Raw genomic sequence first — 25,896 nt, 5'->3', positions numbered from 1 at the left:
GAGCCGGTCGGCTGGTGGCGCATGTGGTGCTCGCGATCACCTTGGTCGTCAGCGTGGTGTTCGCCCACGGCGGCGCATGCGCGGCCGTGGAGTTGTCGGAAGGGCCCGCCCACAGCGCTCACCTGCCCGGCGCCGAACGCGCACACGCCGAGCACGACGCGCGGTGCCTGCACCACAAGCTCCCGGCACGCCACCGGCACGGAACGGAAGCGGACTGCTCGGTGACCAGTCCCGCGGGCGTGCCGGCTCCCGTGGCGCTGCCCGCGTCCGCGTCCCTCTCTCCTGCCCGGCCCGCCGGAGGGGCCCCTTCCGCGCGGGCGGACCTGGGCTGCCTTTCCGCACCCCATTTGGCGGGCCTCTGCGTGATGCGCATATAGGACTCGGGCGTTCGTCAGCCGTCCACTGTCCGGTCAAATCGCGGCCGTCCTGTTCCGCGACTCGCGCTCTTCACTTCGGGGAATTCACCAATGTCATCGCAAACGACTTTCGCGCGCCCGCAAGAGGCGCCGTCCGCCGGTTATTCGGCGCTTTCTCTCACTGTCGGGAACACGCCGCTGGCCTTCATCTCCCAGCCGTTCGTGCCGGGCGGCGGAGGTTTCTGGGCCAAGCTGGAGGGCTTCAACCCGGGCGGAATCAAGGACCGTCCCGCCCTGCACATGGTCCGCAGGGCACGGGCTCGGGGAGACCTCCGGCCGGGCGCGACCATCATCGAGTCGACCAGCGGCACCCTGGGGCTCGGTCTGGCGCTGGCCGGGATCGTCTTCGGCCATCCGGTCGTGCTGGTGGGCGACCCCGGGATGGAGCCGCTCATGTGCCGGTTGCTGGCCTCCTACGGGGTACGCCTGGAGATCGTCACCGACCCGCATCCCGTCGGCGGCTGGCAGCAGGCCCGCCGCGAGCGGGTGCAGCGTCTGCTGGCCGAGATCGGCGACTCCTACTGCCCCGACCAGTACAACAACCCCGACAACGTCGAGGCCTACGCCGGGCTGGCCCACGAGTTGCTGGCCCGGCTCCCGCACATCGACGTGCTGGTGTGCTCGGTCGGCACGGGCGGGCACAGCGCGGGCATCTTCAACGTGCTGCGCCGCCACTTCCCCGACGTGAGGCTGGTCGGCGTCGACACGGTCGGCTCGACGATCTTCGGGCAACCCGCGCGGCCCCGGCTGATGCGCGGTCTCGGCTCCAGCATCCACCCGCGCAACGTCGCCTACGACGCCTTCAGCGAGGTGCACTGGGTCAGCCCCGCCGAGGCGGTGTGGGCCTGCCGTAGGCTGGCCGGCGGTCACTACATCTCCGGAGGCTGGAGCACCGGCGCCGTGGCGCTGACGGCCCGCTGGCTGGCCGGCGTGCACCCCGGCCAGACGATCGTGGCGATCTTCCCCGACGGGCCCTGGCGCTATTACGGCACCGTCTACGACGACGCCTACTGCCGCGCCCACGACCTGCTCGCGGGCCCTCCGGCCGATGAGCCCGACCTGCTGGCCTCCGCCACCTCGCGCGAGGTGCACCGCTGGAGCCGCTGCACCACGGTGACCGACCCGCTCGGCGGCACCCGGTGAAGGACACCCTGCGGCAGTTCCGCTCCTTCGACCGGCCCATCCAGCTCCTGCAGATCAACCAGCTCGGCATCAATCTCGGCTTCTACATGCTCATGCCCTACCTCGCCCGCCACCTGGCCGACGACATGGGCCTGGCGGCGTGGACGATCGGACTGGTCCTGGGCCTGCGCAACGCCAGCCAGCAGGGCCTGTTCCTCATCGGCGGCACCCTGGCCGACCGGCTCGGCCACAAGCCGCTGATCATGGCCGGATGCGCGCTGCGCACCCTCGGGTTCGCGGCGTTCGGGCTGAGCACCTCCCTGCCGCTCCTCGTCGGCGCCGCGGTCGTGACCGGGCTGGCCGGGGCGCTGTTCAACCCCGCGGCGCGCGCCTACCTCGCCGCGGAAGCCGGCGAGCGCAAGGTGGCCGCCTTCGCCGTGTTCAACGTCTTCTACCAGGGCGGCATCCTGCTCGGCCCGCTGCTCGGCCTCGTGCTGCTGGGCGGCGGGTTCACCGTCGTGTGCCTGAGCGCGGCGGGCATCTTCGCGGCGCTGACCCTCCTGCAGGCCCGATACCTCCCCCGCCGCGGCACGGCCCCGGCCGGCGAGCGGCCGCCGGTGCTGAGCGAATGGCGGCAGGCGTTCGGTGACCGGGCCTTCGTCTCCTTCGCCACCGCGATGATCGCCTCGTACGCGCTGTCGTACCAGATGTATCTGGGCCTGCCGCTGGAAGTGGCGCGCATCGGCGGCGGCGACGCCGGCGTGATGGCCCTGTACGCGCTGTCCGCGCTGCTCGGCATCGCCGGGCAGGTGCGCGTCACCGCCTGGTGCGCCGCCCGCTGGAGCCGCGGTCAGGCGATCGCGCGGGGCCTGGCTCTGCTCGGGCTGGCCTTCGTCCCGCTCGCGGCCACGGCGCCGCTGCCGCTGCCGCCGCCGTGGGCGATGACGGCGATGATCGCCTGTACGACCCTGCTCACCCTCGGCACGCTCGTCGCCTTCCCGTTCGAGATGGCCACCATCGCCGACATGGCAGGAAACCGGCTGGTCGGCACCTACTACGGCCTGTACAACCTGCTCTCCGGCATCGGCATCCTGGCCGGGAATCTGGTGGCAGGCGCCCTGGTGGACGTGGCCCGCTCCTCCGGCATGGTGAGCCTGCCGTGGCTGCTGCTGGCCGTCGCCGGTCTGGCCTCCGCGGCCGCGGTCGCACGGCTGGAGCACCGCGACCGGATCCCGGCCGCCAGCCCGCTGCAGGCCACCGCCTGAGCGTCCCGCGCCCAGCCCGCTGCGGGCCACCGTGCGAACGTCCCGGGCCCAGCCCGCTGCAGCCCGCCTGAGCCCTTCGGACGGAAGCCCGGGGAGCCACCCGCTCCCCGGGCGAGGCGCATTCGAGGGTGCCATGGCATGCCGATTCCGGGCTATCATCGCCATATGGCGATTAGTCCGGAATCCAACCTGTGTGTCAGCGCCGACATCGCCGCCGGCGTGCCCCCGGCGGCGGCGCTGTTCCACTCCCTGGCCGACGAAACCCGGCTGCGCATCGTGGCGCGACTCGCCCGCGGCGAGGCCCGCGTGGTCGACCTGACCGCCGAGCTCGGGCTGGCGCAGTCCACGGTGTCCAAGCACCTGGCCTGCCTGCGCGGCTGCGGCCTGATCGACTATCGCGCCGAAGGGCGGCAGTCGTTCTACTCCCTCACCCGGCCCGAGCTGATGGACCTGCTGGCCTCGGCCGAGCAGTTGCTGGCAGCCACCGGCCACACGGTGACGCTCCGCCCCGCTCCCGGCGCCGCGCTCGATGCAGGGGACGTCATGGCATGACCGCGAGCAACCCGCCCGCCCCGGACCGGCGGACGTCACTGCGGCGCCGCATCCGCCTGCTGGTCGCGGCCACCATCACCTACAACGTGATCGAAGCCGCCGTGGCCATCACCGCCGGCAGCATCGCCTCCTCGGCCGCGCTGATCGGGTTCGGCCTCGACTCCGTCGTCGAAGTCGCCTCCGCCGCCGCCGTGGCCTGGCAGTTCTCCGCCACCGACCACGAGGCACGGGAGAGGACGGCGCTGCGCGTCATCGCGATCTCGTTCTTCGCCCTGGCCGCCTACGTCACCTTCGACGCCGTACGGGCGCTGCTGGGCGCCGGCGAGGCCGAGCACTCCACCCCCGGCCTGATCCTGGCCGCCCTCTCGCTCGTGATCATGCCCTTCCTGTCGTACGCGCAGCGCCACGCCGGCCGTGCACTCGGGTCCGCCTCCGCGGTGGCCGACTCCAAGCAGACCCTGCTGTGCACCTACCTGTCGGCGGTGCTGCTGGCGGGCCTGGCGCTCAACAGCCTGTTCGGCTGGTCCTGGGCCGACCCGATCGCCGCGCTGGTGATCGCCGCCGTCGCGGTCAAGGAAGGCCGCGAAGCGTGGCGCGGTGACGCCTGCTGCCCGCGCCCCCTGACCGACGAGGTCACCACCACGGAGAACGACGCCGGCTGCTGCTCGCCGGCGCCCGCCGCGGGGCAGGGCACGGTCGGCGGCCAGGCGCCGGATCAGGCGTAGCACGCCGGGCAGCAGGCGCAGCGCCTCACACAGCAGGACGCCGCGCGGCCGGACGACGGACGCGGTGTGTCCGGCACCCGCGAGCGGCCGCACTGACGGTGACAGGCCCGGCGGCCGTGGCGTCACGGGCGGGAGACGCAGGTCACATCGGGTTGGCTGTGACATCTCGCGGGACTGCTTCGTCGGTGGGGGTGTAACAGCCAACACGGCAAGGAGAACAGCATGGACACCCGTCTCGACTTCGTCGGCAGCCCGATCGCGGCGAAGCTCCTGAAGCACATCCTGTCCGCGGGCAGGGTCATGAACGACTCCGCTCTGCCGGCCGCGACGCAGGAGCTGGTGGCGCTGCGCGTCAGCCAGATCAACGGCTGCAGCGTGTGCGTCGACATGCACACCAAGGAGGCCGCGCACCGCGGGGAGACCTCGGTGCGGCTCAACCTGGTCGCGGCGTGGCGGGAGGCGACGGTCTTCACCGACGCCGAGCGGGCCGCTCTGGAGCTGGCCGAGCAGGGCACCCGCGTCGCCGACGCGGCCGGCGGCGTCACCGACGAGGCCTGGGCGAACGCCGCCAAGCACTACGACGAGGACCAGCTCGCCGTCCTGGTGGGTCTCATCGCCATCATGAACACCGTCAACCGCCTGAACATCATCACCCAGCAGCCCGCCGGCGCCTACCAGCCCGGCCAGCACGGATAGGTGAGGGCGGTTGCGGCCAAAGGGAGTCGGGCGACGGCATGAGCACCCCAACCGATCCAGGTGACGGCCGGTTCGATCCGGGGCTGAGCGCGATCATGAGCGAGCGGCGTCAGCTGATCAACCTCGCCTACCGGATGCTCGGCTCCCTGGCCGATGCCGAGGACGTCGTCCAGGAGACCTACACCCGCTGGTACGCCATGACCCGGCGACAGCAGGAGGCCATCGAATCGCCGGGCGCCTGGCTCACCACGGTCGCCAGCCGCATCTGCCTCGACCTGCTCGGCTCGGCGCGGGCCCGGCGCGAGCGCTATGTGGGCGAGTGGATTCCTGAGCCGCTGCCCGATCGTACGGAATGGAGCGACGGCCGGCCGGCCGACCCGGCCGACCGGGTCACCCTCGACGAGTCGATCAACATGGCCTTCCTCGTCGTGCTCGAAGCGATGACCCCGGCCGAGCGGGTCGCGTTCATCCTGCACGACGTCTTCCGCTACTCCTTCGCCGAAGTGGCCGAGATCGTCGGCCGTACGCCGGCAGCGTGTCGCCAGCTGGCGTGGTTGGCCCGCCGCCGGATTCGCGCGTCCCAGGTGCCCGCTGCTCCGGCGGCCCGGCAGGCCGGGATCGTCAGGGACTTCAAGAGGGCATGGGAAGCCAAGGACATCGACGCTCTCATCAGCCTCCTCGACCCCGAGGCCACAGGGACCGCCGACGGCGGCGGCCTGGTCAACGCCATGCTCCGCCCGATGGAAGGCGGCGAGCGGATCGCGCGCGCCTTCGTCACCGTCGCCGGCCTGGCACCGGGCCTGACGATCCTGGAGCGTACGGTCAACGGTCAGCCCGGTCTCGTGGCCCAGCAGGACGGCGTCACCGTGGTGGTGCTGGCCTTCGATGTCGTGGGCGACCGGATCAAGCGCATCTGGTCGGTGCTGAATCCCGACAAACTCCGTCCCTGGACGACGGCCTGACGCGCCCCGTCGCCAAGGGCGTGGCAGGGCGAATCCACCAGCCCCGCCCCAGGGCGCCGCGCCCACTCCTCGAAGCCGGTGAGCGGGGGGCCGAGGTCCCTGGCGTACCAGCCACTTAGCAATGTCCAGGGAGACGACCATTCGCGAAGATCCAGTCCAGGCCGTCCTCGCCGCTCGTGTCGAGATGTTCGGCTCGCGCCAGACCAGCGCGTACGGCCACCCGTTGGGAGGCGATGTTGGCCGGCCGGACGCGGGCGATGAGCGGCAGATCGGGGACGCGGCCCGACACCCACCCGACCACCGCCTCGGCGGCCTCGCCCGCCAGCCCCTGGCCCCACGATGAGGCCTCGAAGCGGTAGAAGAGGTTGAGCACCCTCATGCCGTTCAGGTCCATGGCCTTGGTGCCGCAGAAACCCAGCTGCCGCTCCGAGCCGCGGCGCCGCACCACCCAGTACCCGAAGCCGAAGCGCTGCCAGTGATCGTTCCAGCGCTCGAAGAGCTCCTGGGCCTCCTCGCGCCGGGACAGAGCGTCGGAGGGGTTGTGCAGGCAGGTGGCAGGGTCGTGGTGGATGCTGAAGATCGCGTCGACGTCCTCCGGCGCGGGACGCCGCAGCGACAGCCGCGCGGTCAGAAGCTCCTCGCCGTCTCTGCTCCGCTCATCCACACGCCGATGGTAGACGCACCCTCTAGGGGATCCTCGCGGCGGGCGACCCGTACGGACGATCCGCGTAGGTTGGGTCACATGCTCGAACTTCCCTCGCACGCGGCGGAGCTACCGCAAGACACTTCCCAGCGAAGGGCATATGTGGCCCATCTCGGATCCGGACGGAACTGGCAGGCACGCACCGGCTGGATTCGCCTACGCTGATACATACGAGGGGGGATGTTCGCCCACAGCATTCCGTATGTATGATCGCAGGCGAAGTGGAGGGGAGTACTCCTTCGCGGCCACGTCGTCATCACGGACCCTCCTCGGGACCCGGCGCGGTCGGTCCGCGACGCCGCGGGCGGAGAAGACCTCCGACGGACGTGTCAACGCCTAAGTCGGAGGAGCTTTCATGCCCCCACCCATGCCCGTGCCCGCCTGGCTGTGGGCGGCCACCATCGCCGCCCTTCTCGGACTCATCCTCCTCGACCTGATCATCGTCAACAGGAGACCCCACAAGGTCACGATCGCCGAGTCTGCGCGGTGGATCGCCTTCTACATCGCCTGTGCCGTCGCTTTCGGCGCAGGAGTGTGGATCTTCGGTGGCGATGACCAGGCGGCCGCCTACATCACCGGCTACATCACCGAGTACACGCTCAGCGTCGACAACCTGTTCATCTTCATGCTCATCATGGCGAACTTCGCCGTGCCCGCGATCTACCAGCACCGCGTCCTGCTCATCGGGATCGTGATGGCGCTGGTCATGCGCGGGATCTTCATCGCCGTGGGCGCGCAGGCCGTACAGCGTTTCAGCTGGGTGTTCTGGATCTTCGGCGGCATCCTCATCTACACCGCGTGGAAGTTCGCCTTCAACCACAACGACGACGACGAGTACGACCCCAACGGCGGCGTCGTACGGCTGGTGCGCAAGTTGTTCCCGGTCACCGACTCCTACCACGGCTCACGGATGACCGTCCGGCAGGACGGCCGCCGCCTGCTGACCCCGATGTTCATCGTCATCATCGCCATCGGCGGCGCGGACCTGGTGTTCGCCGTCGACTCCATCCCCGCGATCTTCGGCATCACCCAGGACGCCTACCTGGTCTTCGCGGCCAACGCGTTCGCGCTGATGGGGTTGAGACAGCTGTACTTCCTGCTCGGCGGGCTGGTGGAGAAACTCGTCTACCTCACCTACGGGCTGGCGGTCATCCTCGGCTTCATCGGCGTGAAACTCGTCCTGCACGCCCTGCACGAGAACGAGCTGCCGTTCATCAACGGCGGCGAGCACGTCACCTGGGTCCCTGAGATCAACAACTGGCTCTCGTTGTCCGTCATCGTCACCGTGCTCACCATCACGACGGTGGCCAGCCTGCTCAAGTCCAGGCGTGACAGCCGCCAGGCCGCCGAGCCGGACGTGTCCGAGCCCGCCGACCGCGCTCGCAACTGAGGAAGGGGCAGGCTCGCCGGCCGGCGGCGAGCCTGCCCGTACATGTCGGCCCCCCACACCGGCGTGCCGCCCGTCCATGGGCGGACTCAGACATGCAGGGTGGGCCGGTAGATGAGCTCCTGGATGTCGCCGTCGAGCGTCCGGCTCTCGACCAGCTCGAGGTCGAAGTCGGCCGCGCCCTGGAAGACCGGGTCAAGCCCGGTCTGACCGGTGATCACGGGGAAGAGCGTCACCTGGACGCGGTCGACCAGGCCGGCGGCCATCAGCGCCCGGTTCATCGACAGGCTGCCGTGCGAGCGCAACGGCACCTCGGACTCCTCCTTGAGCCGGGCGACGACGTCGACGGCGTCACCGCTCACGAGGGTCGCGTCCGGCCAGTCGAGGGGCCCTTCCAGCGAATTCGACACCACCGTCGCCGGCAGGTTCCTCATCCGGGTGACCCATGGGTCACGCACCTCGGAATCCTCGGTGCTCGTGGCCAGCATCCGCGCGAACGCCCGGTAGGTGTGGGCCCCGAAGACCATCCGCTGCTCCTCGCCGTACAGGGCGAGGCGGTGGTTCAGGAGTTCGGGGCCTTGCTTACCCCAATAGCCGGTCCAATCGCCGCCGGCGGCGCCGAAGCCGTCGAGGCTGCTGAAGACGTCGAAGGTGTAGGTGGCGGTCACGCTGCTCTCCTCGAGTGCGGTGGATCGGGTGTGTGTGGATACAGACGCGACACCTCGGCGAAACTCATCGCCGTCGCACACCTTCACCGACGAACCGATCGCTCACCCGGCTAGATGCCGAGGACCATGCGGATGACGTCGCGGTCCTTCTCCTTCTCGGCCTCGGACAGCAGTTCGTACGGGCGGCGCTGCTCTGCTGAGGCCCAGTCGCGGTTGCGGACGAGCCACTTGTCGTGCACCACCGAGCTCGCCTCCTCCATGAACCGCTCGCCTCTGACGTCCACGCCGCTCGCCCGCGCCTCGTCGACGAGTTGTACCCCGATGCGCGCGGACTCCTGGTTCTCGTGCTTCCAGTCGGCCGGCAGGTCGCGATAGCGCGTGTTGGCGATGTCGACCTGGTCGGTGTCGTGCTTCTTGATCCAGGCCGCGTCGGTGGTGGTCTTCACCCGCGGCTCGTATGCGCCGTCGGGCAGCATGCGCGGAGCGCGCCACGCGTCGTGGAAGCGGTCGGCGACCTTGTCGACCCTGCGGGTGGTCAGGTGCGTGGACATGCCGCGCATCAGCGCCCCGAGGCGGGCGGTGATCTCGCGCAGCCTGGTGGAGAGCCTGGCGGCGATGGCTCTCAGCCGGGGCAGCAGGTGGGGCGCGTACGCGACGGCCGCCACGGCGAGCGCGGCCAGCCCGGTCAGCAGGCCGCCGACCCAGAGCAGCGTCTCCCTGGTGACGCGCAACGTGCCGGCCAGGTTGGAGAGGCGGCCGGCGAGGTCGCCCGCGGTGAAGGTGATGCCGTCGCGGCCGGTCACTTGGTCGTCCACCGCGTCGGCGGCCGGGCCGCTGTTCGCCCTCGCCAGCCGGTGGGCGTGCCCGCTCTCCGCGGCGAGCTCCCGGTGGTGGGCGACCGCCGCGTCCAGATCGGCGATGTGCCTGTCGACGCCGTCCAGGTCGGGCAGTGGCGGGACGCCGAGCAGCGCCAGCCCGCCCGCCCATGCCTGTTCCGTCATACGTGCCACCCACGCGAGTTGGCGAGTTCTGTGCTCGTGTTGGTGGCGGCCATGGAGACCTGTCCCGTTCCGGCCTGGTCGAGCGAGCCCGCCAACCCTTCGCAGGCGGCGCGAAGGTTGGCCGTGAGCTCCCGGTAGCCGGCCGCGAACTCCTCGTACGGCAGCGGGCTCTCGCCCCGTCCCCACCCGCCGGCCTGTCCGGAGTACTCGTCGGCCAGCGTGCCGAACGCCCGGCCCGCGGAGTCGCGCCCGCCGGCGTCGATCGTGATCCCGGTCGGGAACTCGCTCATTCCGTGAACCTCCTGAGAGTGTCGTCAAGCCTGCTGTTCACGTAGTCGAAATCCCTGTCCGCCCGGGCCTCGAGCTCGTCCAGCCGCTGGAGGAGTGCGTCGAGGCCGGGGGAGTCCTGGGGCGGCCGCTCGTGCTCACGCTGCGCCGTGCGTACGGCTTCGACGACGTGTCCGGCCAGCTCCGCCGAATAGAGCCGCATGGCCCGCGGATCGATGTGGACGGCGGCCAGCAGCCCGTCCTCGCCCACCTCCGCCGTCACCGGCTCGTCCACCTGCACCTCCGGAAGTTGGGATCTTCGGGAGTCTAGGCACGCACCTCGCCGCTGTCGACCGCGCACGGAACGCCACACACCTGGATAGGGCGGACAACATCAAAGGTGTGTCATCCGCGGGAGGAGGCGACCTCGTCCGCGGCGGGTGCGGTGGCGCGGGTCCGCAGGGTGGTGGCGGCGACCAGGACGCCCGCGAGGGCGATGGCGGCGGCGCCGATGAAGGCGGCGGAGAAGCCGTTGGTCAGCGCGGGCAGGTCACCGAGCCGGCCGGAGCCGTTGGCGGCGGCGACGGCGGTCATCGCGGCCAGGCCGAGCGCGGAGCCGACCTGGTAGCTGGTGTTGACGATGCCGGAGGCGAGTCCGCCCTCCTCCGGGCGGGCGGATGAGATGGCGGTGCCGAGGGAGGGGATGAAGGCCAGCGACATGCCGAGGGCGGCGACGAGGCTGGCGGGCAGGACGTCGGCGGCGAAGCTGCCGTCCGGGCTGATCAGCGAGAGCCAGGCCATGCCCGCGGTGAGGAGGACCAGGCCGGTGACCGTGGTCGCCTTGGGGCCGAGTCGGTTGATGGCACGGGGCGCCAGGACGATCATGCCGACCATGATGAGGACGGTCATCGGGAGCAGGGCGGCGCCACTGGGGAAGGCGCTGTAGCCGAGGACCTGCTGCAGGTAGAGGTTGAGGAAGAACCACATCGGGATCCAGGCTCCGCCCAGCAGCAGCTGGGTGAGGTTGGCGGCGGCGAGGTTCGGCGTACGGAAGATCGACAGGCGCATCAGCGGCTCGCGATGGCGGGCCTGGACGGCGACGAACGCGGCGAGCAGTGCCGCGGCCACGGCGAGGACGATCCACGTCTCGGCGGAGCCCCAGCCGGCTTCCGGTGCGCGGACGATGGCGTAGACGGCGGCGCCGAGGCCGAGGGTGACGGTCACCGTGCCGAGGACGTCGATGGATCCGCGCCGGGGTTGGGCGGCGGGCATGAGCGGGCCGGTGGCGAGGAGCGCGATGAGGGCGATGGGGATGTTGATGTAGAAGACCCACGGCCAACTCAGGTATTCGGTGATCACGCCGCCGAGGAAGACGCCGGCGGTGCCTCCCGCGGGCGCGGCCGCGCCGTACAGGGCGAGGGCCTTGGTCAGTTCCTTGGGATCGTGACCGAACAACATCATCAGGAGGGTGAGGGCCGATGGGGCGATCAGGGCCGCACCGGCTCCTTGTACGGCGCGGCCGGTCAGCTCGACCCACACTTCGGGGGCGATGCCGGCGAGAAGCGAGCCGGCGAGCAGGATCAGCCAGCCGGTGCTGAAGAGCCGCCGGGCGCCGAACAGGTCGGACAGGCGGCCGCCCAGGAGCAGGAGGCCGCCGAAGGCGACGACGTAGGCGTTGAAGACCCAGGACAGGTTCTCCTGGGAGAAGCCCAGGGCCTGCTGGATGCGGGGAAGGGCCACGCCGATGATCGACGTGTCCATGATGACGATGAACTGGGCGGTGGCGATCAGGGCCAGAGCGGCCCAGCGCCGAGGTGATGGCGCGGACATGAGCTCCTCCAGAACTCTTTCTCATACCGGGGTGGGGTATGTGGCGGACTCTTCTATACCCCACATAGGTATGTAGGGGCAGAGGTCAATCAATACCACTGGGGGGTATATGTCAAGTCCGCGAGGGTCAGCGCGGGCATCCTTCTCTTCTCCGCCGGCCCGGCCGCCGGCTGACGTCCGGCGCGGGTTCCCGAGGGTCAGCGGAGGCGGCGCAGCAGCGGTGAGGGCGGCGGCTCGCAGGGCGCCACCCTGATGCGCGCGTCCACCGTGGTCGCGCCGTCCGGGGTGACGATGACGGGGTTGAGGTCGAGCTCGGCCACCTGCGGCAGGTCGTCGAGCAGCCGGCCGACGCGTACGATCTGTTCGGCCAGGGCGCCGGCGTCGGCGGGGGCCGAGCCGCGGTAGCCGTGGAGCAGTGGGGCGCAGCGCAGCTCGCCGATCATGTCGGCGGCGTCGGTGACGGGCGGCACCCGGAAGACACGGTCGGCCAGCAGGTCGGCCATCACCCCGCCCATCCCGACCATGACCAGCGGCCCGAACGCGGGGTAGTTGACGCCGCCCACGATGATCTCGACGCCCTTCGCCAGCATGGGCTGGACGATCGCGCCGGTCATCTCCTGGCCGACATGGGCCGACATTTCGTGATACGCCAGCCGTACTTCGTCGTCGGTTCGCAGGTCGAGCCGGACACCGCCGACGTCGCTCTTGTGCACGGGCCCGACGGCCTTGAGGACCACGGGCAACCCGGCACGCGCGGCAGCCCTGGCGGCGGCCTCGGGGCCGTCCACGTCGATCGACTCCACCAGGTTCACGCCGTAGCAGCCGAGCAGCCGTGCCGTGGCCGTCGGCGACAGCCAGCCGCCGTCCGGGAAGGCATCCAGCTCGGCATCGATGATCTCTCGTGCTGATCTCTCGTCCACCGGGAGCGGTGTGGCGGGTGGGCCGATGGGGCGGCGTCGCCACTCGGCGTATCGCGCGACGCGGACGAGGGCTTCGACGGCCTGCTCGGGGAAGGCGTAGCTGGGGACCCGGCCGTCGATCAGGCCGTCGTGGCCCACGACGCAGGCCAGCACGGTCTTGTCCACGTTCCTGGTGGCGGCCGCGATGGCCTGGCGGGTCGCCTCGAGGCCGTCGCCGAAGGGCGGCGTGTACACGACGAGGACCGCGTCCACCTCCGACGAGGCGGCGAGCGCCGACACGGCGGCGCCCATCTCGGCGGCGGTGGCGTCCGCCGTCAGATCCACCGGATTGCCCAGCGCGGCGGCGGCGCGGGCCTCCAGCAGGCCGGGCGGCAACTCGGGTACGACGAGGCCGTGGCGCTCGCAGGCGTCCGCGGCCATGGCCTGAGGGCCGCCCGAGTTGCCGACGATGGCCACCCGGCGTCCCTGCGGGAAGGGCTGGCCGGCCATGAGCCTGGCGGTGTCGATCAGCTCATGGACGCTGTCGAGCCGGATGACGCCGGCGGCCTGTGCGAGCGCGTCCACCGCCACGTCAGGCGTGGCCGCGGCGGCTGTGTGCGAGCGCACCGCCCGGTCACCGGCTCCGCCACGCCCGCTCTTGACCAGCAGGATCGGCTTGCGCGCACCGACCCTGCGGGCGATACGGGCGAACTTGCGCGGATTGCCGAACGACTCCAGATACAACGCGATCACGTCGGTGTCGGAGTCGTCCTCCCAGTACTCAAGGAGGTCGTTGCTGCTGACGTCCGCCTTGTTGCCGACCGACACGAACGACGACACATTGAGCCGCTGCAGCAGCGCCGCTCCCACCGCGCCGGACTGCGACATCAGTGCGACGCGCCCCTGGACAGGACGGTCGGGCAGGAAGCTGGCATTCAGCCGCGCCCCGGTGTTGATCACGCCCAGGCAGTTCGGGCCGATCAGCCGCATCCCTGCCGCGCGGCAGATCGCCAGCAGTTCCGTCTCCACGCCACGCTGCCCGGCTTCGGCGAAACCGGCGGTCAGCACGACCAGCCCGGCCACGCCGGCGATCGCGCAGTCGCGGGCCACCTCCAGTACGTGCCGGGCGGGCACCGCCACCACCGCCAGGTCGACCCCCTCAGGCACCTTCGCCTGGCAGGGCAGCCCGGCCACCAGCGTGGCGTTGGGGTTGACGGGGTGGACCGGCCCGGGGAAGCCGCCGTCGAGCAGGTTGCGCAGCACCTTGTGCCCGATGGCCCGTTCGTTGCGGCTCGCGCCGATCACCGCCACCGAGCGGGGCACGAGCACCCGCGCCAGCGATGCCCGCCCTGCCTCGTGATCGCGGACCGCGATGGCCTCGTGCAGCCTGGATGTGGGCACCGCGGCGATGTCGAGGTGCAGCGTGCTCCCGTCGAAGTGCTGGGACACGTTCAGACCGAGATCCCGCAACACCCGCAACATGGGCCGGTTCTCGCCCAGCACGTCGGCCACCAGCTCGTTCACCCCGTGCGCCGCCGCGTCCAGCGCGACGTGCTCGAGCAGCAGGGTGCCCAGGCCGTGTCCGTGGACGGCATCGTCCAGGAGAATGCCCAGGTCGGCCCGGCCATCGTCGAGGGGAATGTACTCGGCGACCGCGACCAGCCGGCCTTTCAGGTGGGCCACCAGCGCGTGTCCGCGATACTCCGCGCCGGTGATGTGGTCCATGTAGGAGTGCGCGGTGTTGCGGCCACCGGTGAAGAAGCGCAGGTACGCCGAGCGTTCCGACGCGCGCTCCACCAGTTCGTGCAGCGCGTCGCGATCGGCGGGACGCAGCGGGCGCACGTGGGCGATCCCGCCGTCGCGCAGCAACACGTCGTAACCCTCAGACATGCGTCATCCCTGATCACTCCTTCAGTCGGGTTCGATCCGAGGGCGCTGGAACCGCCAGGACACGTTCAGCTCAGGCGGATGAACGGCGTCGAGCGCGCGGGCCAGCGTCTGCTCCAGGGCGGTTCCCGTGTCGATCTCGATCGCGTCAGGCCACGGCGCCACGGCCGCGGCCATGGCGGAGCGTACGGCCTCGTCCGCGTCGGAGAGCTCGTGTCCCCGGGCGGTGAGCCTCGCGGCGGCGATCTGCGGCATGACGGTGCACCGTAGCGGGATCAGGCTGCTCGAGGTCCGGCCGGCCACGTCCGCGGCCATCGCCCGGTACCGCTCGTCGCCCCAGGACGCGTCCAGGACGACCGGCTCCCCCTGCCCGAGCAACCGTTCGGCGCGTGACAGCAGCTCGGCGTACGTGTCGGCGGTGTGCTCCGGGTCGTAGATCCCCTGCTGGTAAGGCGCGCTCGCGGCCTGCAGAGGGTCGAGCCCGGCCAGTTCCTTGCGGATGCGGTCGGTACGCAGCAGCGTGTAACCGAGCCGGTCGGCCAGTGCGCCGCCGAGCGTTGTCTTCCCGCTACCGGGCGGCCCGCCGACCAGCACCAGAACGACCGCTCCCACCCGGAGATGACGCAGCGCGAGCTCGGCCAGCCGCCGCGCCTCCCACCCGGCGTCCACGTCGCCCTGCCAGCGGCGCAGGCAGGCCACCTTGGCGCGGACGAAGGCCCGGTACGCGACGTAGTGGTGCCACAGTGCCGTCGGCGCCGGATCACCGCTGAACTCCACGTACCGGTGGAGGAACAGCTCGGCCGGCCGGGGCGCGCCGAGCCGTTCCAGGTCCATGGCGAGGAAGGCGGCGTCGTCCAGCCCGTCGAGGAAGCGCAGGCGCTCGTCGAACTCCAGGCAGTCCAGGATCCGCGGCCCGTCGTCCAGGCAGAAGATGTCCTCGGCCAGCAGGTCGCCGTGTCCGTCGACGATGCGGCCCTCGGCGACGCGTGACTCGAGCAGGGGCTCTCTGCCGTCCAGGAACCGCAGCGTGAGACGCTCGATCTCGTCCAGGACGCCGGGCTCGATCGTGTGGCCGGGCAGGGCGCGTACCTGTTCGAAGCCGGCCGTCCAGCGGGCGCGCAGCGCCTGCGGGGCGCCCTCCTGATCGATCCGCGGGCCGTGCGGGGACCTGGCGTGCAACCCGGCGATCTGGCGCGCGATCGCCCGCATGTGCTCGTCAACGGATCTCCCCTCGCTGACCATGGTGGCCAGGCGCCGTTCGCGGGGCATGCGGCGCATCACGACGAGATGCTCGCACACCTCGCCGTCCGGGCCGGTCACATGCGCCACGCCCTCGTAGACGTCGGGGGCGAGCCTGCGGTTGAGCTCCACCTCCCGACGGCAGGCCGCCTCTCTGGCACGCAGGGTGCTGAAGTCGAGGAAGCCGAGGTTCACGGGCTTCTTGACCTTGTACGCGTGCTCACCCACCAGGAACACCACGGCGGTATGCGTCTCCTTCGTCGTGGCGAACATGACACCTACCTCCTCTTCCCGTTCAGATCCGATGCTTGGCGGTGCGGGAGCGCATCATGGTCGGCGGCACAGCCGGAGCCCTGGTCAGGGTCCGCCTCACACCACCGCGACAGGGCAGGGCGCGTGTTGGAGGAGGAAGCTCGCGGTGCCGAAGTGCGCCGCCTGGCCGCGTCCGACGACCGTGAGGGTCGCGCGCTCGTGAGCATCGCCCCGCTGGACCCGGATGCCAGGGTGGCGCGCCGTCCAGGCGGTCAGATCCGCCTGTGCGGCCACGGGGACCTGGCGTATGGCCGCCTCGCCGAACGCGAAGTCGAGGACGGACGCGTCGGGTTCCTTGTCGGCCACGACGATCGGCCCGGGATTCGCCGACGCGGGCAGCGGTCCAGGGCCGCGTACGATGATCACCGGGCATTCGGCGTGGGCGGCGACATAGCCGGCCACCGAACCGACGACCACTCTGGGCAGCGCGCTCAGGCCGCGGGAGCCGACAATGACGAGCTCGGCGCCGCCGGAGAGCTCAACCAGGCGCTGGGCCGCGGACCCCTGGTAGAGGTCGGTTTCGACGCGTACACCCGAGCTGCTGGCGCGAGCGCAGTCGGCTCCGTGCCACAACACGTGCTCGGCCGCCTTGCGCAGGTGTGCTGTGGCCTCCTCCTCCGCTTCGCCGTAGGGCCATTGCCAGGCGTGCGAAACGGTCAGGGGGAGTTTTCTCAGCTCTGCCTCGTCGAGTGCCCAGTCCAGGGCCTGCATCGCGAAGTCCGAGCCGTCGTAGCCGAGGACGATGTGGTTCATCTCAGTGGCCTCCCTGCACCCAGTCTTCGCTCCGGCAGCTCCGTCTCGTAGGGCTGAGCGGCCCTGGCCTCGAAGGACCTTGGTCCCGGCGGGCTCCCCGCACCGCGGCCCCGACGCGGTTGTCGTTGGCCTGGGCACGCGCGTACAGGCCGGTGAGCCGGGCACGCACGAAAGGGCGTCATGACTTCCGCCTCGCCCGCCACGCCTTGTGAACGGCGTCGGCTCCGACCACGGCAGGGATCGCCAGCGCGGCCATCACCCAGCCCGGAGCCGAGGGAAACGCGCCACCCAGGAGGCGTGCCAGCGGCGGGAAGCCCACGAAGACCAGCAGCATGATCGCTTCGATCATCACGGCCCAGAGCAGAAGCCGGTTGCCCAGCAACGGCACTCGCCCGGCCCAGCGGGTTTCACTGCGGCATGCGAAAGCGTTGGCGAGCTGTCCGAGGACCACCGCGGCGAAGGCGGCGCCGGAGGCCGTGGCCAGCAGTGCGGCGGACGGCTCGGCACCGAGCGCCCAGCCGCCCAACGACAGCACGGTGAAGAAGGCGGCCATCTCCACCACGGCCTCGGTGGCCCCTAGCACGCCGAAGACGCGGAGAAGGAGCCGCCGCTCGATCAGCGCGCCGGTTCGGGCGGGGCCGTGCATGGTGCGGGGGTTGGCGGGCTCGGCGCCGAGGGCCAGTGCGGGCAGCAGGTCGGTGCCGATGTCCAGGGCGAGCACCTGGAGCACGCTGAGCGCGAGGGGGAGCGTACCGCCACTCAGGGCCCAGACGAGGAAGGGAGTGAGTTCGGCGACGTTGTCGGTGAGGTGGTAGGTGAGGAAGCGCCGGATGTTGGCGTAGGTGGCGCGGCCCAGCTCGATCGCGGTGACGATGGTGGCGAAGTGGTCGTCGAGGAGCACCAGGTCGGCGGCCTCACGGGCGACGTCGGTGCCTGAGGCGCCCATGGCCACGCCGATGTCCGCCTCCCGCAGTGCGGGCCCGTCGTTGACCCCGTCGCCCGTCATCGCCACCACATGGCCCCGTCCTCTGAGGGCTCGGGCGATGCGCAGCTTGTCCTGCGGAGTCACTCTGGCCACGACCACGCCATCGTGATCGAGCAGCTCGCCCAACGCGGCGTCGTCGGCGGGCAGCTCACGCCCGGTGATTACGAGCGGCTCCCGTCCCAGCAGTCCGACCTTGTCCGCGATCGCCCGCGCGGTTCCTGGATGGTCGCCGGTGATCATGGCCAGTCTGATGCCGGCCTCGCGGCATGTGATGATCGCGTCAGCGACACCGTCACGGGGCGGATCCTCCAGTCCGACCAGGCCGAGCAGCGTCAGCCCCTGCTCGACCTGCTCCGCGGTGCCCGTGCCGGGGTTGTCGCGCCGGGCCACGGCGAGGACCCGCAGGCCGCTCGCGCTCATCTCCTCCAGGGCCCGCGCAGCCTCAGGCACGTCGCCGCACAGCGGCAGGACCGCGTCCGGCGCCCCCTTGAGATGCAGCCGGCCGCCGGTCACCGCCGAGGATCGGCGTCGGACCGGATCGAAGGGGTAGCGCCGGGTGACGGCCGTGTCCTCGCCGACCCCGGCGCGCAGGGCCAGCGCGTGCATCGCCACCTCCGTCGGGTCGCCGACACTCTTGACGCCGCCGTCGGTGCGGACCAGCCGCCCGGTCGAGCACAGGACCGCCGAGCGCATGATCTCCGCGGCGGTGGCGGGGGCGGCCAGATCGAGCGGTCCGTCCGGGGTCCAGATCAGCACGACCGTCATCTCGTTGCGGGTGATCGTGCCGGTCTTGTCGGTGCAGATGAACGTGGCCGCCCCCAGGGTCTCCACCGCCTCCAGGTGCCGAACCAGGGCCTTGCATCTCGCCATCTGCCGGGCAGCGCGCGCCAGCGACAGGGTGACCGTCGGAAGCAGCCCTTCCGGGACAAGGGCGACGGTGACGCCGAGCGCGAGCAGGAAACCGTCGGAGGGTGACATGCCGAGCAGCAGCGTGAGCCCGAAGAACACGACTCCGACACCGAGCGCGCTCACCGCGATGACCTTGATGACCTTGCTCAGCTGGCGGGCGAGCGGGCTGGGCGGCCTGCTCGCCATCCCGGTGAGCGTGGCGATGGCGGCCAGCCTGGTGCGGGCTCCTGTGGCCGTCACCACGGCTTCTGCCTGGCCTTCGACGACGAAGGTGCCGGCGAAGAGGGTTTCCCGCTCCCGCGGCCTCACAGGGACGCTTTCGCCCGTCAGGGTGGACTGGTTGACCGCCAGGGAATGGGCCTCGGTGAGCTCGAGGTCCGCAGAAATCCGGTCACCCGCTTCCAGCAGCACCACATCCCCTCTGACCAGAGCAGCGGCGCTCACCACCGCGCGGCGGCCGTCGCGCCGGACCGTCGCGTCGGAGGGGAGGAGCTCACGAAGCCGCTTGCTCGCCCGGTCGGCACGGTATTCCTGGGCGAAGGCGAAGCCGCCGTTCAGGAGCACGACCACGGCGATGGCGACGGCCAGCTGCGGCATCCCGGCCAGCAGCGCCAGCCCGGTCGCCGCCCAGAGCATCAGCGCGAAGAAGTGTACGAGTTCCCGGAACAGCAGGAGCGCCGCAGGGCTGCGCTTGCCCTCTGGCAGCCGGTTGGGGCCGTCGGCGGCCAGACGTCGGGCGGCCTCGGCCGAACTGAGCCCTTCTCGCGGCGGCACAGGTGCGGAGCCCTCAGAAGGAGGGCCGGTCATCGCGCACCTCCTCCGCTAACCGGCAGGCACCCTTCAGCCTGCACGTACACAAGTCGTCAGCTGGACGCGGCATCGGAGAAGTTACGCTTCACGGGCGGAGATTTGGGCGGTTTGCGAGGGCCATGTGATCTATCTGCACTGATGCGGGAACGCTCGAGTCCTGACACGGACGTCCTGGACCAGCAGGCTGGCCGGCGTCGTTTCGTCGATGCCCGGCCAAAGTTCGGGCGAGAGAATGCGAAAGCTTCCAATTCGGACAAGTGTGTCCTGTCGTACTGCGGTGCGATCTGCCGAGAGTGGACAGGTGAACGAGACATTGGGCGTGGTCGGTGGCTATGACGGCTCCGACCACTCGATGCAGGCGCTGGACTGGGCGATGGACGAGGCCGAGCTGCGAAGGTTGCCGCTCACCGTCTGTCACGCGTGGCAGTGGCCGTACGGTGACGGGGATCCGGCGGCCCGCGAATCGCTGCGTCGCGCCGCCGAGCACGTGCTGTGGCACGGCGCCGACTGCGCACGGGCCAGTTCGAGCGGCCTGCAGGTGCGAACGGACCTGTGCGAGGGCTCGACGACCAGGCGTCTGGAGGAGTTGTCGGCCGATGCCGCACTGCTCGTGGTCGGCTCCCGCGGACTGGGCACGATGGCCAGGGCGGTCATCGGGTCCGTGGCGGCGCACGTGGCGTCCCACGCGCGGTGCCCGGTCGTCGTCGTCCGTGGCAGGGGTGCTCTGCCGCGAAAGCCTCACCCGGGCCCGATCGTGGCGGGCGTGGCGACCGACGGCAAGGCCGACGCGGTGCTCGGATTCGCCTTCACGGAAGCGGCCATGCGCGGCCTTCCCCTGGTGGTCGTGCACGCCTGGCGCCAGCCTCCGGTGGCCTGGGGAGGGATGACGTTCCCGGTCATGGATCCGCTGGCCGTTCAGCATGCGGCCGAGAGCTGGCTGGCGGAGACCCTCGCGCCATGGAGGCAGAAGCAGCCGAAGGTCGCCATCGAGGCGCGCACGCCGCAGGAACGCGCGGGCGAGGCGCTCGCCGCCGTCTCCGACGCGACCCTGGTGGTGGTCGGCAGCCCGCACGGACGGTTCGGCTCGGTGGCGGCGGCCATGCTGCGCAAGGCGCCCTGCCCGGTCGCGATCGTCCGCTGAGAACCAGGGGAGGCGATGATGGGACGGCCCGTACTGGTCGGCTACGACGAGTCACCCGCGAGCGCGCTGGCGTTGCGCTGGGCGGTTGAGGAGGCGCGGCTACGTGAGTCCTCAGTCCTGGTGTGCCATGCCTGGCACTGGCCGTATCCGCGCCGGCCCGTGGATCGTGAGGTCCTGGCCCAGGTCGAGCGGGTCGCCGCCCAAGTCGTGGACGAGGGTGTACACCGTGCTCGTGGCCTGGCCCCCGACGTGGACGTACGGCCGCGCCTGGAGAGAGGGACGGCCTCCACGGTGCTCCTGCGGGTCGCACGCGAGGCCGAGCTCACGGTGCTCGGCTTGCGGGGGCAAGGTGGTTTCGACGAGTTGCGGGTGGGATCGGCCGCCGTGCAGGTGCCCGCGCACAGTGCCCGGCCGGTCATCGTCGTCCGGCCTGACGCGATGCCGGCCGGCGACGCAACACGGATCGTGGTCGGTGTCGACGGCTCGCCTGCCAGTCTGGCGGCGTTGGGGTTCGGGCTGGAGGAGGCCGCGCTCCGCGACTGCGCCGTGACCGCCGTCTGCTGCTGGCGAGATCACGGGCCACCGGCCGGGCCGGACTGGCAGCCGTTCGTCGACTCCCAGGCGATCCGCAGCGGTGCGGAGGTTCGCTTCCGCGACGTGACGTCCCATCTGACCTCCAGACACCCCACGGTTTCCGTCACCACGGAATTCGTGACCGAACGACCAGAACGGGCGCTGATCGACGCGACGAAGGACGCGACCCTCCTCGTGCTCGGCGCCCGGGGGAACGATTCACCCCCTCGCCTTCTGCTGGGACCGGTGACTCAGATCGCGCTGGCCGAAGCCCGGTGCCCGGTGGCGGTGACTCCGCCGCCCTGATCCGCCCCCCTGATCCGACGCCGCGACGCCACCTCGGGACACCGGTGCACCCCTCGAGTCGGGCTGTGCGGGCTAATTTTGGTGTGTCCGATAACCATGAAGCGGGCATGACAAATCTGTGAAGCAGCCCTTTCGATGGATTCCGCGCCCTCGCTGAACGGCGCGGACGGCCAGGCGCCCGGCTGGTCGAGGCACTCGCCGTCGCTGCCGCGGAGCACGCGGAACCGCCGGAGAGATGGGCGCCCGAGGTGGCCCGTCGGTTCGGACTGCCCGCGGCGGCCGGGCTCGGTCCCGCGACCTTCTACGCGGATCTGGCGATCCCGCACGGGCGTCGCCACGTGCGGGTCTGCGGCGCGACGGCGTGCTTCGCGGCCCAGGAGGGCCGCCACCTGAGCGCCGTCGAGGGCGTGCTCGGCGTCAGGGCCGACGATGATCGTGATCCGGACCCTGAGGTGTCCTTGCAGACCGTCCGCTGTCTCGGCTACTGCTACGGAGGGCCGGCCGCACTGGACGGTACGACGCCCTGCGCGGGACCGGACGTCGTCGATCAGGTGGCGGGGCGCGTGCGACCGCACGCGCCGCCCATCCCCGTGGCCGATGCCACGAACGATCCGGTGGTGCTCGCCGGAATCGCGGCCGGTGAACCCCCGTGGCGCACATGGGTGGAAACCGTCGGCCGGCGGACTCCGGAGCTGGTCCGGTCCGAGGTGGCGGCCTCCGAACTGCGAGGCAGGGGCGGCGCGGGTTTCCCCGTTGCGGCCAAGTGGGCGGCGGCCAGTGGTTCCCCGGACACCGTGGTGATCGCCAACGGCGACGAGGGAGATCCGGGTTCCTTCGCCGACCGGCTGCTGATGGAGGTCGACCCGGCGCGGGTGCTGGAAGGGCTGGCACTCGCCTGCTTCGCCTGTGGGGCGCGCCGCGGTCTGGTGCTGGTGCGCTCGGAGTATCCGCTGGCGCTCGCGCGGATGCGGGAGGCGGTGGAGCGGGCGCACGCGGACGGTCACCTCGGCCGAGGGGTGCATGGCAGCGGCACCGACCTGGAGGTCGAGGTGGTGGCGGGTGCCGGCTCGTACGTCGCGGGCGAGGAGACGGCGTTGATCGCGGGGATGGAGGGCGGCCGGGGCTGCGCGCGGGCGCGCCCGCCGTACCCGACCGACCAGGGGCTGTGGGATGCCCCGACCGTGGTCAACAACGTCGAGACGCTGGCCGCTGTGCCGTGGATCGTCAGCCGTGGCGGCGCGGCCTACGCGCGCCGCGGCGCGCCCGGCGAGGCCGGCACGAAGCTGGTCTGCCTGTCGGAGCGTTTCACCCGTCCCGGCTGCTACGAGGTCGAGCTCGGCACTCCGGTACGCCGGATCGTCTCGGAGCTGGGCGGCGGACTGCGGGACGGGGCAGAGCTGGGCGTCCTGCAGGTCGGTGGCCCGCTGGGCGGGTTCCTGTCGGAGCAGGAGCTGGACGTGCCCCTGACGGAAGCGGGTGTGGCCCGCCATGGTGCGGCGCTCGGCCATGCCGGGTTGGTGGCCATCGACCACCGGATGGAGCCGCTGGAGGTGTTGCGGCACGTGTGGGCGTTCGCCGCCGCGGAGAGCTGCGGTGCCTGCTCGCCCTGCCGGGTCGGCTCCCGCCGCGGGCTGGAGCAGGCCATGACCGGCGAGCCGCCCGGCGACGCCTACGCCCGGATGCTGCGCGTGATGAGCGAGGCCAGCCTGTGCGCGTTCGGCCGCCGGCTGCCGCCCGCTGTCCGGAGCCTGGCCCGCGCATACGGGGACCGTCTACGGGGGTGGGGCGGATGAGGGTCACCGTGGACGGCGTGCCCGTCGACCTGCCGGAAGGGGCGACGCTGCTGTCCGCCGTACGTGCCGCCGGTCTCGATGTGCCCACGCTCTGCCACGACGACCGGCTGACACCCGTCGGCTCCTGCCGCGCCTGCCTGGTACGGGTCGACGGGCGCCTGGCGGCGGCCTGCGTGACCCCGGCGGCGGAGGGCACGCACGTGCGCGTCGAACAGGATGATCTGCGCGAGTTGCGGCGAGACGCCGTAGAAGTGATCGTCTCAGCGCTTCCGCCCTATGCGCTGGAAGGGGACGGTGAGCTGGCGCGGCTCTGCCAGGAACTCGCCATCGAACCGGAAGCCGCCGAAGGAGGAGCCGGAAGGGGCCGTGACGACAGTCATCCGTTCGTCCGGCTCGACCGGGACCTGTGCATCGCCTGCGGCCGATGCGTGCGCATGTGCGCAGAGGTGCAGGGCACGTTCGCGCTCACACTGGTAGGACGGGGCTCCGAGACCATGGTCGCGCCGGGCACGGGCGGCCCCTGGGGCGAATCCGACTGCGTCGCGTGCGGAGGGTGCGTGGACACCTGCCCCACCGGCGCTCTCACCGAGCCGGGACTACCCGTCGGGACGCACCTGGCCACGTTCACCCGCACGCGCACCACCTGTGGATACTGCGGCGTCGGCTGCGCCCTCGACGTGCTGGTCCGTGACGACGAGGTCGCCGCGGTACGGCCGGCCAAGGACGGCCAGGTCAACCGTGGCCACGCCTGCGTCAAGGGCCGTTTCGCCCACGGATACCTCCGTTCCCCGGAGCGGCTCACCCAGCCGTTGCTGCGCCGCCGTTCCGGCCTGGAGCCCGTGAGCTGGGCCGAAGCACTTGACCATGTCGCCCGCAGGCTACGGGACGCCGTAGCCGAGGCCGGCCCCGACGCGGTGGCGGCGATCTCCTCGGCACGCGCCACCAACGAGGAGAACTATCTGATCCAGAAGTTCATGAGAGTGGTCGTCGGCACCAACAACGTCGACAACTGCTCGCGTCTGTGCCACTCCCCGTCGGCCGCCGGGCTGACCGCCGCGTTCGGCCTGTCGGGGGGCACCGACCCCTTCGACGACGTGGAGCGGGCCGACTGCCTGCTCGTCGTGGGCGCCAACCCCATCGAAGCGCATCCGGTCATCGGCGCACGCCTGCTCCAGCGGGTGTTGCACGGCACGCGGCTGATCGTCGCCGACCCGCGCTCCGTCGGGCTCGCCGAACACGCCGACGTGCACCTGCGACCGCGACCGGGAACCAACGTCGCCCTGTTCAACGGGCTCGCTCACATCCTGTCCGCCGAAGGCATGGTCGACGACGAGTTCCTGCGCCACCGCGCGACCGGGCTGCCCGAGCTCACCGCGACCCTCGAGGACTACACGCCTGACCGGGTCGCCGCGATCACCGGCGTGCCGGCGACCGATCTGGTCGCGGCCGCGCGGCTCTACGGGCGGGCCGAACGTCCCGCGATCGTCTACGGCCTCGGCGTGACCGAACACCGGCACGGCACCGACGGCGTACGCACACTGGCGAACCTGGCGATTCTGCGCGGCGCGGTCGGCACCGACCGCGGCTACGGCGTCAACCCGCTGCGCGGCCAGAACAACGTCCAGGGCGCCTCCGACATGGGCGCTCTGCCGGATCTGCTGCCGGGCTACGGAAAGGTCCGCGACCCGGTGGCGCGCGGCCGGGCTGAGCAGGTGTGGGGCACCCGCCTGCCGGAGCACGACGGCCTGCGCATCCCGCAGATGTTCGCGGCGGCCCGCTCAGGACACCTGCGCGTCCTGTGGATCGTCGGCGAGGACGTGGCCACCACCGACCCCGACGCCAACCGTGTCATCGAGGCCCTGGACGCCTGCCCCCTCGTCATCAGCCAGGAGCTCTTCCTCTCGGAGACGGCCCGCCGCGCCGACGTGGTGCTGCCCGCCGCGTCCTGGCTGGAGAAGGACGGCACTTTCGTCAACTTCGACCGTCGTTTCCAGCGGGTGCGCCCCGCGCTCGCCCCGCCCGGTCAGGCCCGGACCGACTTCGCCATCGTGCACGCGCTCGCCGAAGCCTGTGGAGCCGACCTGGGCTGCGCGACACCAGCGGCGGCGCTCGCCGAGTGCGGGCGAGTGGCTCCCGTCTTCGCCGGGATCTCCCACGAGCGGCTGGACCGGGAAGGCGCCGTCCCCTGGCCGTGTTCCGATCCCGGCCGTCCAGGGCAGGCCAGGCTCTATCAGGACCGGTTCGCCACCGCGGACGGGCTCGCGCATCTCGCCGCCCGCCCCTACCTGCCCCCTGGCGAGAGCGCGGACGACGACTATCCGCTGATCCTGATCACGGGCCGCCGCTGGGCCCATTACAACTCCGGGAACATGACCCGGCGATCCGGCGCCGTCGAACTCGACCCCGTGGATCGGCTGGACGTCCATCCCGCCGACGCCGCCCGCCTGGCCGTCCGCGACGGTGCCCCGGTGGTCGTGGAGAGCCGGCACGGGCAGGTCGTGCTGCCGGCTTGCATCACCGAGGAAGTCTCGCAGGGCCAGCTCTTCTGCGCCTTTCACTTCCCGGCCAGCCGGGTCAACGCCCTCACCTCAAGCCACGCGGACACCGTCACCTCGTGCCCGGAATACAAGGTCACCGCCGTGCGGCTGCGCGTCCGGCCGGAGGCCCAGGAATAGCGTGACCCCGTCGTCCCGTG

The 25,896-nt window shown here is 71.3% G+C and carries 22 protein-coding genes and 1 pseudogene; 13 read left to right on the top strand and 10 right to left on the bottom strand.

What is annotated here, in order from left to right; all coding sequences use genetic code 11:
• Positions 1-14: 14 nt before the first annotated feature.
• From ABGB01_RS15065 to sigJ, 7 genes are all read left to right on the top strand, one after another.
• A complete protein-coding gene (locus ABGB01_RS15065; protein WP_347773902.1) occupies positions 15-377 on the top strand; it encodes a hypothetical protein in 363 nt (120 codons plus the stop codon).
• 90 nt (positions 378-467) lie between these two features.
• A complete protein-coding gene (locus ABGB01_RS15060) occupies positions 468-1,559 on the top strand; it encodes a PLP-dependent cysteine synthase family protein (RefSeq protein WP_347773901.1) in 1,092 nt (363 codons plus the stop codon).
• Positions 1,556-2,803: an MFS transporter gene (locus ABGB01_RS15055; protein WP_347773900.1), complete on the top strand. Its 1,248-nt coding sequence runs from the start codon at positions 1,556-1,558 to the stop codon at positions 2,801-2,803. Before ABGB01_RS15060 ends, ABGB01_RS15055 begins: the two co-directional genes overlap by 4 nt.
• Positions 2,804-2,968: 165 nt before the next feature.
• A complete protein-coding gene (locus ABGB01_RS15050) occupies positions 2,969-3,355 on the top strand; it encodes a metalloregulator ArsR/SmtB family transcription factor (protein ID WP_347773899.1) in 387 nt (128 codons plus the stop codon).
• Positions 3,352-4,080, top strand: a complete 729-nt coding sequence (locus ABGB01_RS15045; RefSeq protein ID WP_347773898.1) for a cation transporter — start codon at positions 3,352-3,354, stop codon at positions 4,078-4,080. Before ABGB01_RS15050 ends, ABGB01_RS15045 begins: the two co-directional genes overlap by 4 nt.
• Positions 4,081-4,302: 222 nt before the next feature.
• A complete protein-coding gene (locus ABGB01_RS15040; protein ID WP_347773897.1) occupies positions 4,303-4,776 on the top strand; it encodes a carboxymuconolactone decarboxylase family protein in 474 nt (157 codons plus the stop codon).
• A 38-nt stretch (positions 4,777-4,814) separates the two neighbouring features.
• Entirely contained in the window at positions 4,815-5,738 is a 924-nt protein-coding gene (gene sigJ / locus ABGB01_RS15035) for an RNA polymerase sigma factor SigJ (RefSeq protein ID WP_347773896.1), read from the top strand.
• 115 nt (positions 5,739-5,853) lie between these two features.
• Here the strand turns inward: sigJ and ABGB01_RS15030 are convergent, their stop codons facing one another.
• A complete protein-coding gene (locus ABGB01_RS15030; RefSeq protein ID WP_347773895.1) occupies positions 5,854-6,402 on the bottom strand; it encodes a GNAT family N-acetyltransferase in 549 nt (182 codons plus the stop codon).
• Between the two features lie 406 nt (positions 6,403-6,808).
• Between ABGB01_RS15030 and ABGB01_RS15025 the strand changes: the two genes are divergently transcribed.
• A complete protein-coding gene (locus ABGB01_RS15025; RefSeq protein WP_347774206.1) occupies positions 6,809-7,831 on the top strand; it encodes a TerC family protein in 1,023 nt (340 codons plus the stop codon).
• An 86-nt stretch (positions 7,832-7,917) separates the two neighbouring features.
• Here ABGB01_RS15025 and ABGB01_RS15020 read toward each other — a convergent pair whose 3' ends face one another.
• The 9 genes from ABGB01_RS15020 to ABGB01_RS14980 all read right to left on the bottom strand — a co-directional run bounded on the left by ABGB01_RS15020 (position 7,918) and on the right by ABGB01_RS14980 (position 19,385).
• Complete coding sequence (locus ABGB01_RS15020; RefSeq protein WP_347773894.1) at positions 7,918-8,496, bottom strand: dihydrofolate reductase family protein; 579 nt, start codon at positions 8,494-8,496, stop codon at positions 7,918-7,920.
• Between the two features lie 110 nt (positions 8,497-8,606).
• A complete protein-coding gene (locus tag ABGB01_RS15015) occupies positions 8,607-9,497 on the bottom strand; it encodes a hypothetical protein (RefSeq protein WP_347773893.1) in 891 nt (296 codons plus the stop codon).
• Positions 9,494-9,787, bottom strand: a complete 294-nt coding sequence (locus ABGB01_RS15010) for a hypothetical protein (protein ID WP_347773892.1) — start codon at positions 9,785-9,787, stop codon at positions 9,494-9,496. The genes ABGB01_RS15015 and ABGB01_RS15010 overlap by 4 nt, the downstream gene beginning before the upstream one ends.
• Positions 9,784-10,059 (bottom strand): hypothetical protein, encoded by a 276-nt coding sequence (locus ABGB01_RS15005; protein WP_347773891.1) that lies wholly within the window; start codon positions 10,057-10,059, stop codon positions 9,784-9,786. The genes ABGB01_RS15010 and ABGB01_RS15005 overlap by 4 nt, the downstream gene beginning before the upstream one ends.
• 110 nt (positions 10,060-10,169) lie before the next feature.
• On the bottom strand, positions 10,170-11,594 hold the full coding sequence (locus ABGB01_RS15000; protein ID WP_347773890.1) for an MFS transporter: 1,425 nt from the start codon (positions 11,592-11,594) through the stop codon (positions 10,170-10,172).
• Positions 11,595-11,791: 197 nt separating this feature from the next.
• On the bottom strand, positions 11,792-14,383 hold the full coding sequence (locus ABGB01_RS14995; RefSeq protein ID WP_347773889.1) for a GNAT family N-acetyltransferase: 2,592 nt from the start codon (positions 14,381-14,383) through the stop codon (positions 11,792-11,794).
• Positions 14,384-14,404: 21 nt separating this feature from the next.
• Complete coding sequence (locus ABGB01_RS14990) at positions 14,405-15,892, bottom strand: AAA family ATPase (RefSeq protein WP_347773888.1); 1,488 nt, start codon at positions 15,890-15,892, stop codon at positions 14,405-14,407.
• Positions 15,893-15,988: 96 nt separating this feature from the next.
• On the bottom strand, positions 15,989-16,684 hold the full coding sequence (locus ABGB01_RS14985) for a universal stress protein (protein WP_347773887.1): 696 nt from the start codon (positions 16,682-16,684) through the stop codon (positions 15,989-15,991).
• A gap of 178 nt (positions 16,685-16,862) precedes the next feature.
• Positions 16,863-19,385: a cation-transporting P-type ATPase gene (locus ABGB01_RS14980; protein ID WP_347773886.1), complete on the bottom strand. Its 2,523-nt coding sequence runs from the start codon at positions 19,383-19,385 to the stop codon at positions 16,863-16,865.
• 304 nt (positions 19,386-19,689) lie between these two features.
• Between ABGB01_RS14980 and ABGB01_RS14975 the strand changes: the two genes are divergently transcribed.
• From ABGB01_RS14975 to fdhF, 5 genes and pseudogenes are all read left to right on the top strand, one after another.
• On the top strand, positions 19,690-20,529 hold the full coding sequence (locus ABGB01_RS14975) for a universal stress protein (protein ID WP_347773885.1): 840 nt from the start codon (positions 19,690-19,692) through the stop codon (positions 20,527-20,529).
• An 18-nt stretch (positions 20,530-20,547) separates the two neighbouring features.
• Positions 20,548-21,408 (top strand): universal stress protein, encoded by an 861-nt coding sequence (locus ABGB01_RS14970; protein WP_347773884.1) that lies wholly within the window; start codon positions 20,548-20,550, stop codon positions 21,406-21,408.
• 170 nt (positions 21,409-21,578) lie between these two features.
• A pseudogene (locus tag ABGB01_RS14965) lies at positions 21,579-22,613 on the top strand (NAD(P)H-dependent oxidoreductase subunit E); the annotation flags it as partial.
• A 330-nt stretch (positions 22,614-22,943) separates the two neighbouring features.
• On the top strand, positions 22,944-23,201 hold the full coding sequence (locus tag ABGB01_RS14960; protein WP_347774205.1) for an NADH-ubiquinone oxidoreductase-F iron-sulfur binding region domain-containing protein: 258 nt from the start codon (positions 22,944-22,946) through the stop codon (positions 23,199-23,201).
• Entirely contained in the window at positions 23,198-25,876 is a 2,679-nt protein-coding gene (fdhF, locus tag ABGB01_RS14955; RefSeq protein WP_347773883.1) for a formate dehydrogenase subunit alpha, read from the top strand. The genes ABGB01_RS14960 and fdhF overlap by 4 nt, the downstream gene beginning before the upstream one ends.
• Positions 25,877-25,896: the final 20 nt, after the last annotated feature.

The organism is Nonomuraea sp. B5E05 (assembly GCF_039880665.1).
In the GTDB taxonomy this organism is placed as follows: Bacteria; Actinomycetota; Actinomycetes; order Streptosporangiales; family Streptosporangiaceae; genus Nonomuraea.
Note: the sequence above shows the minus strand (reverse complement) of the source record. Positions and strands in the feature narration are given on the sequence as shown.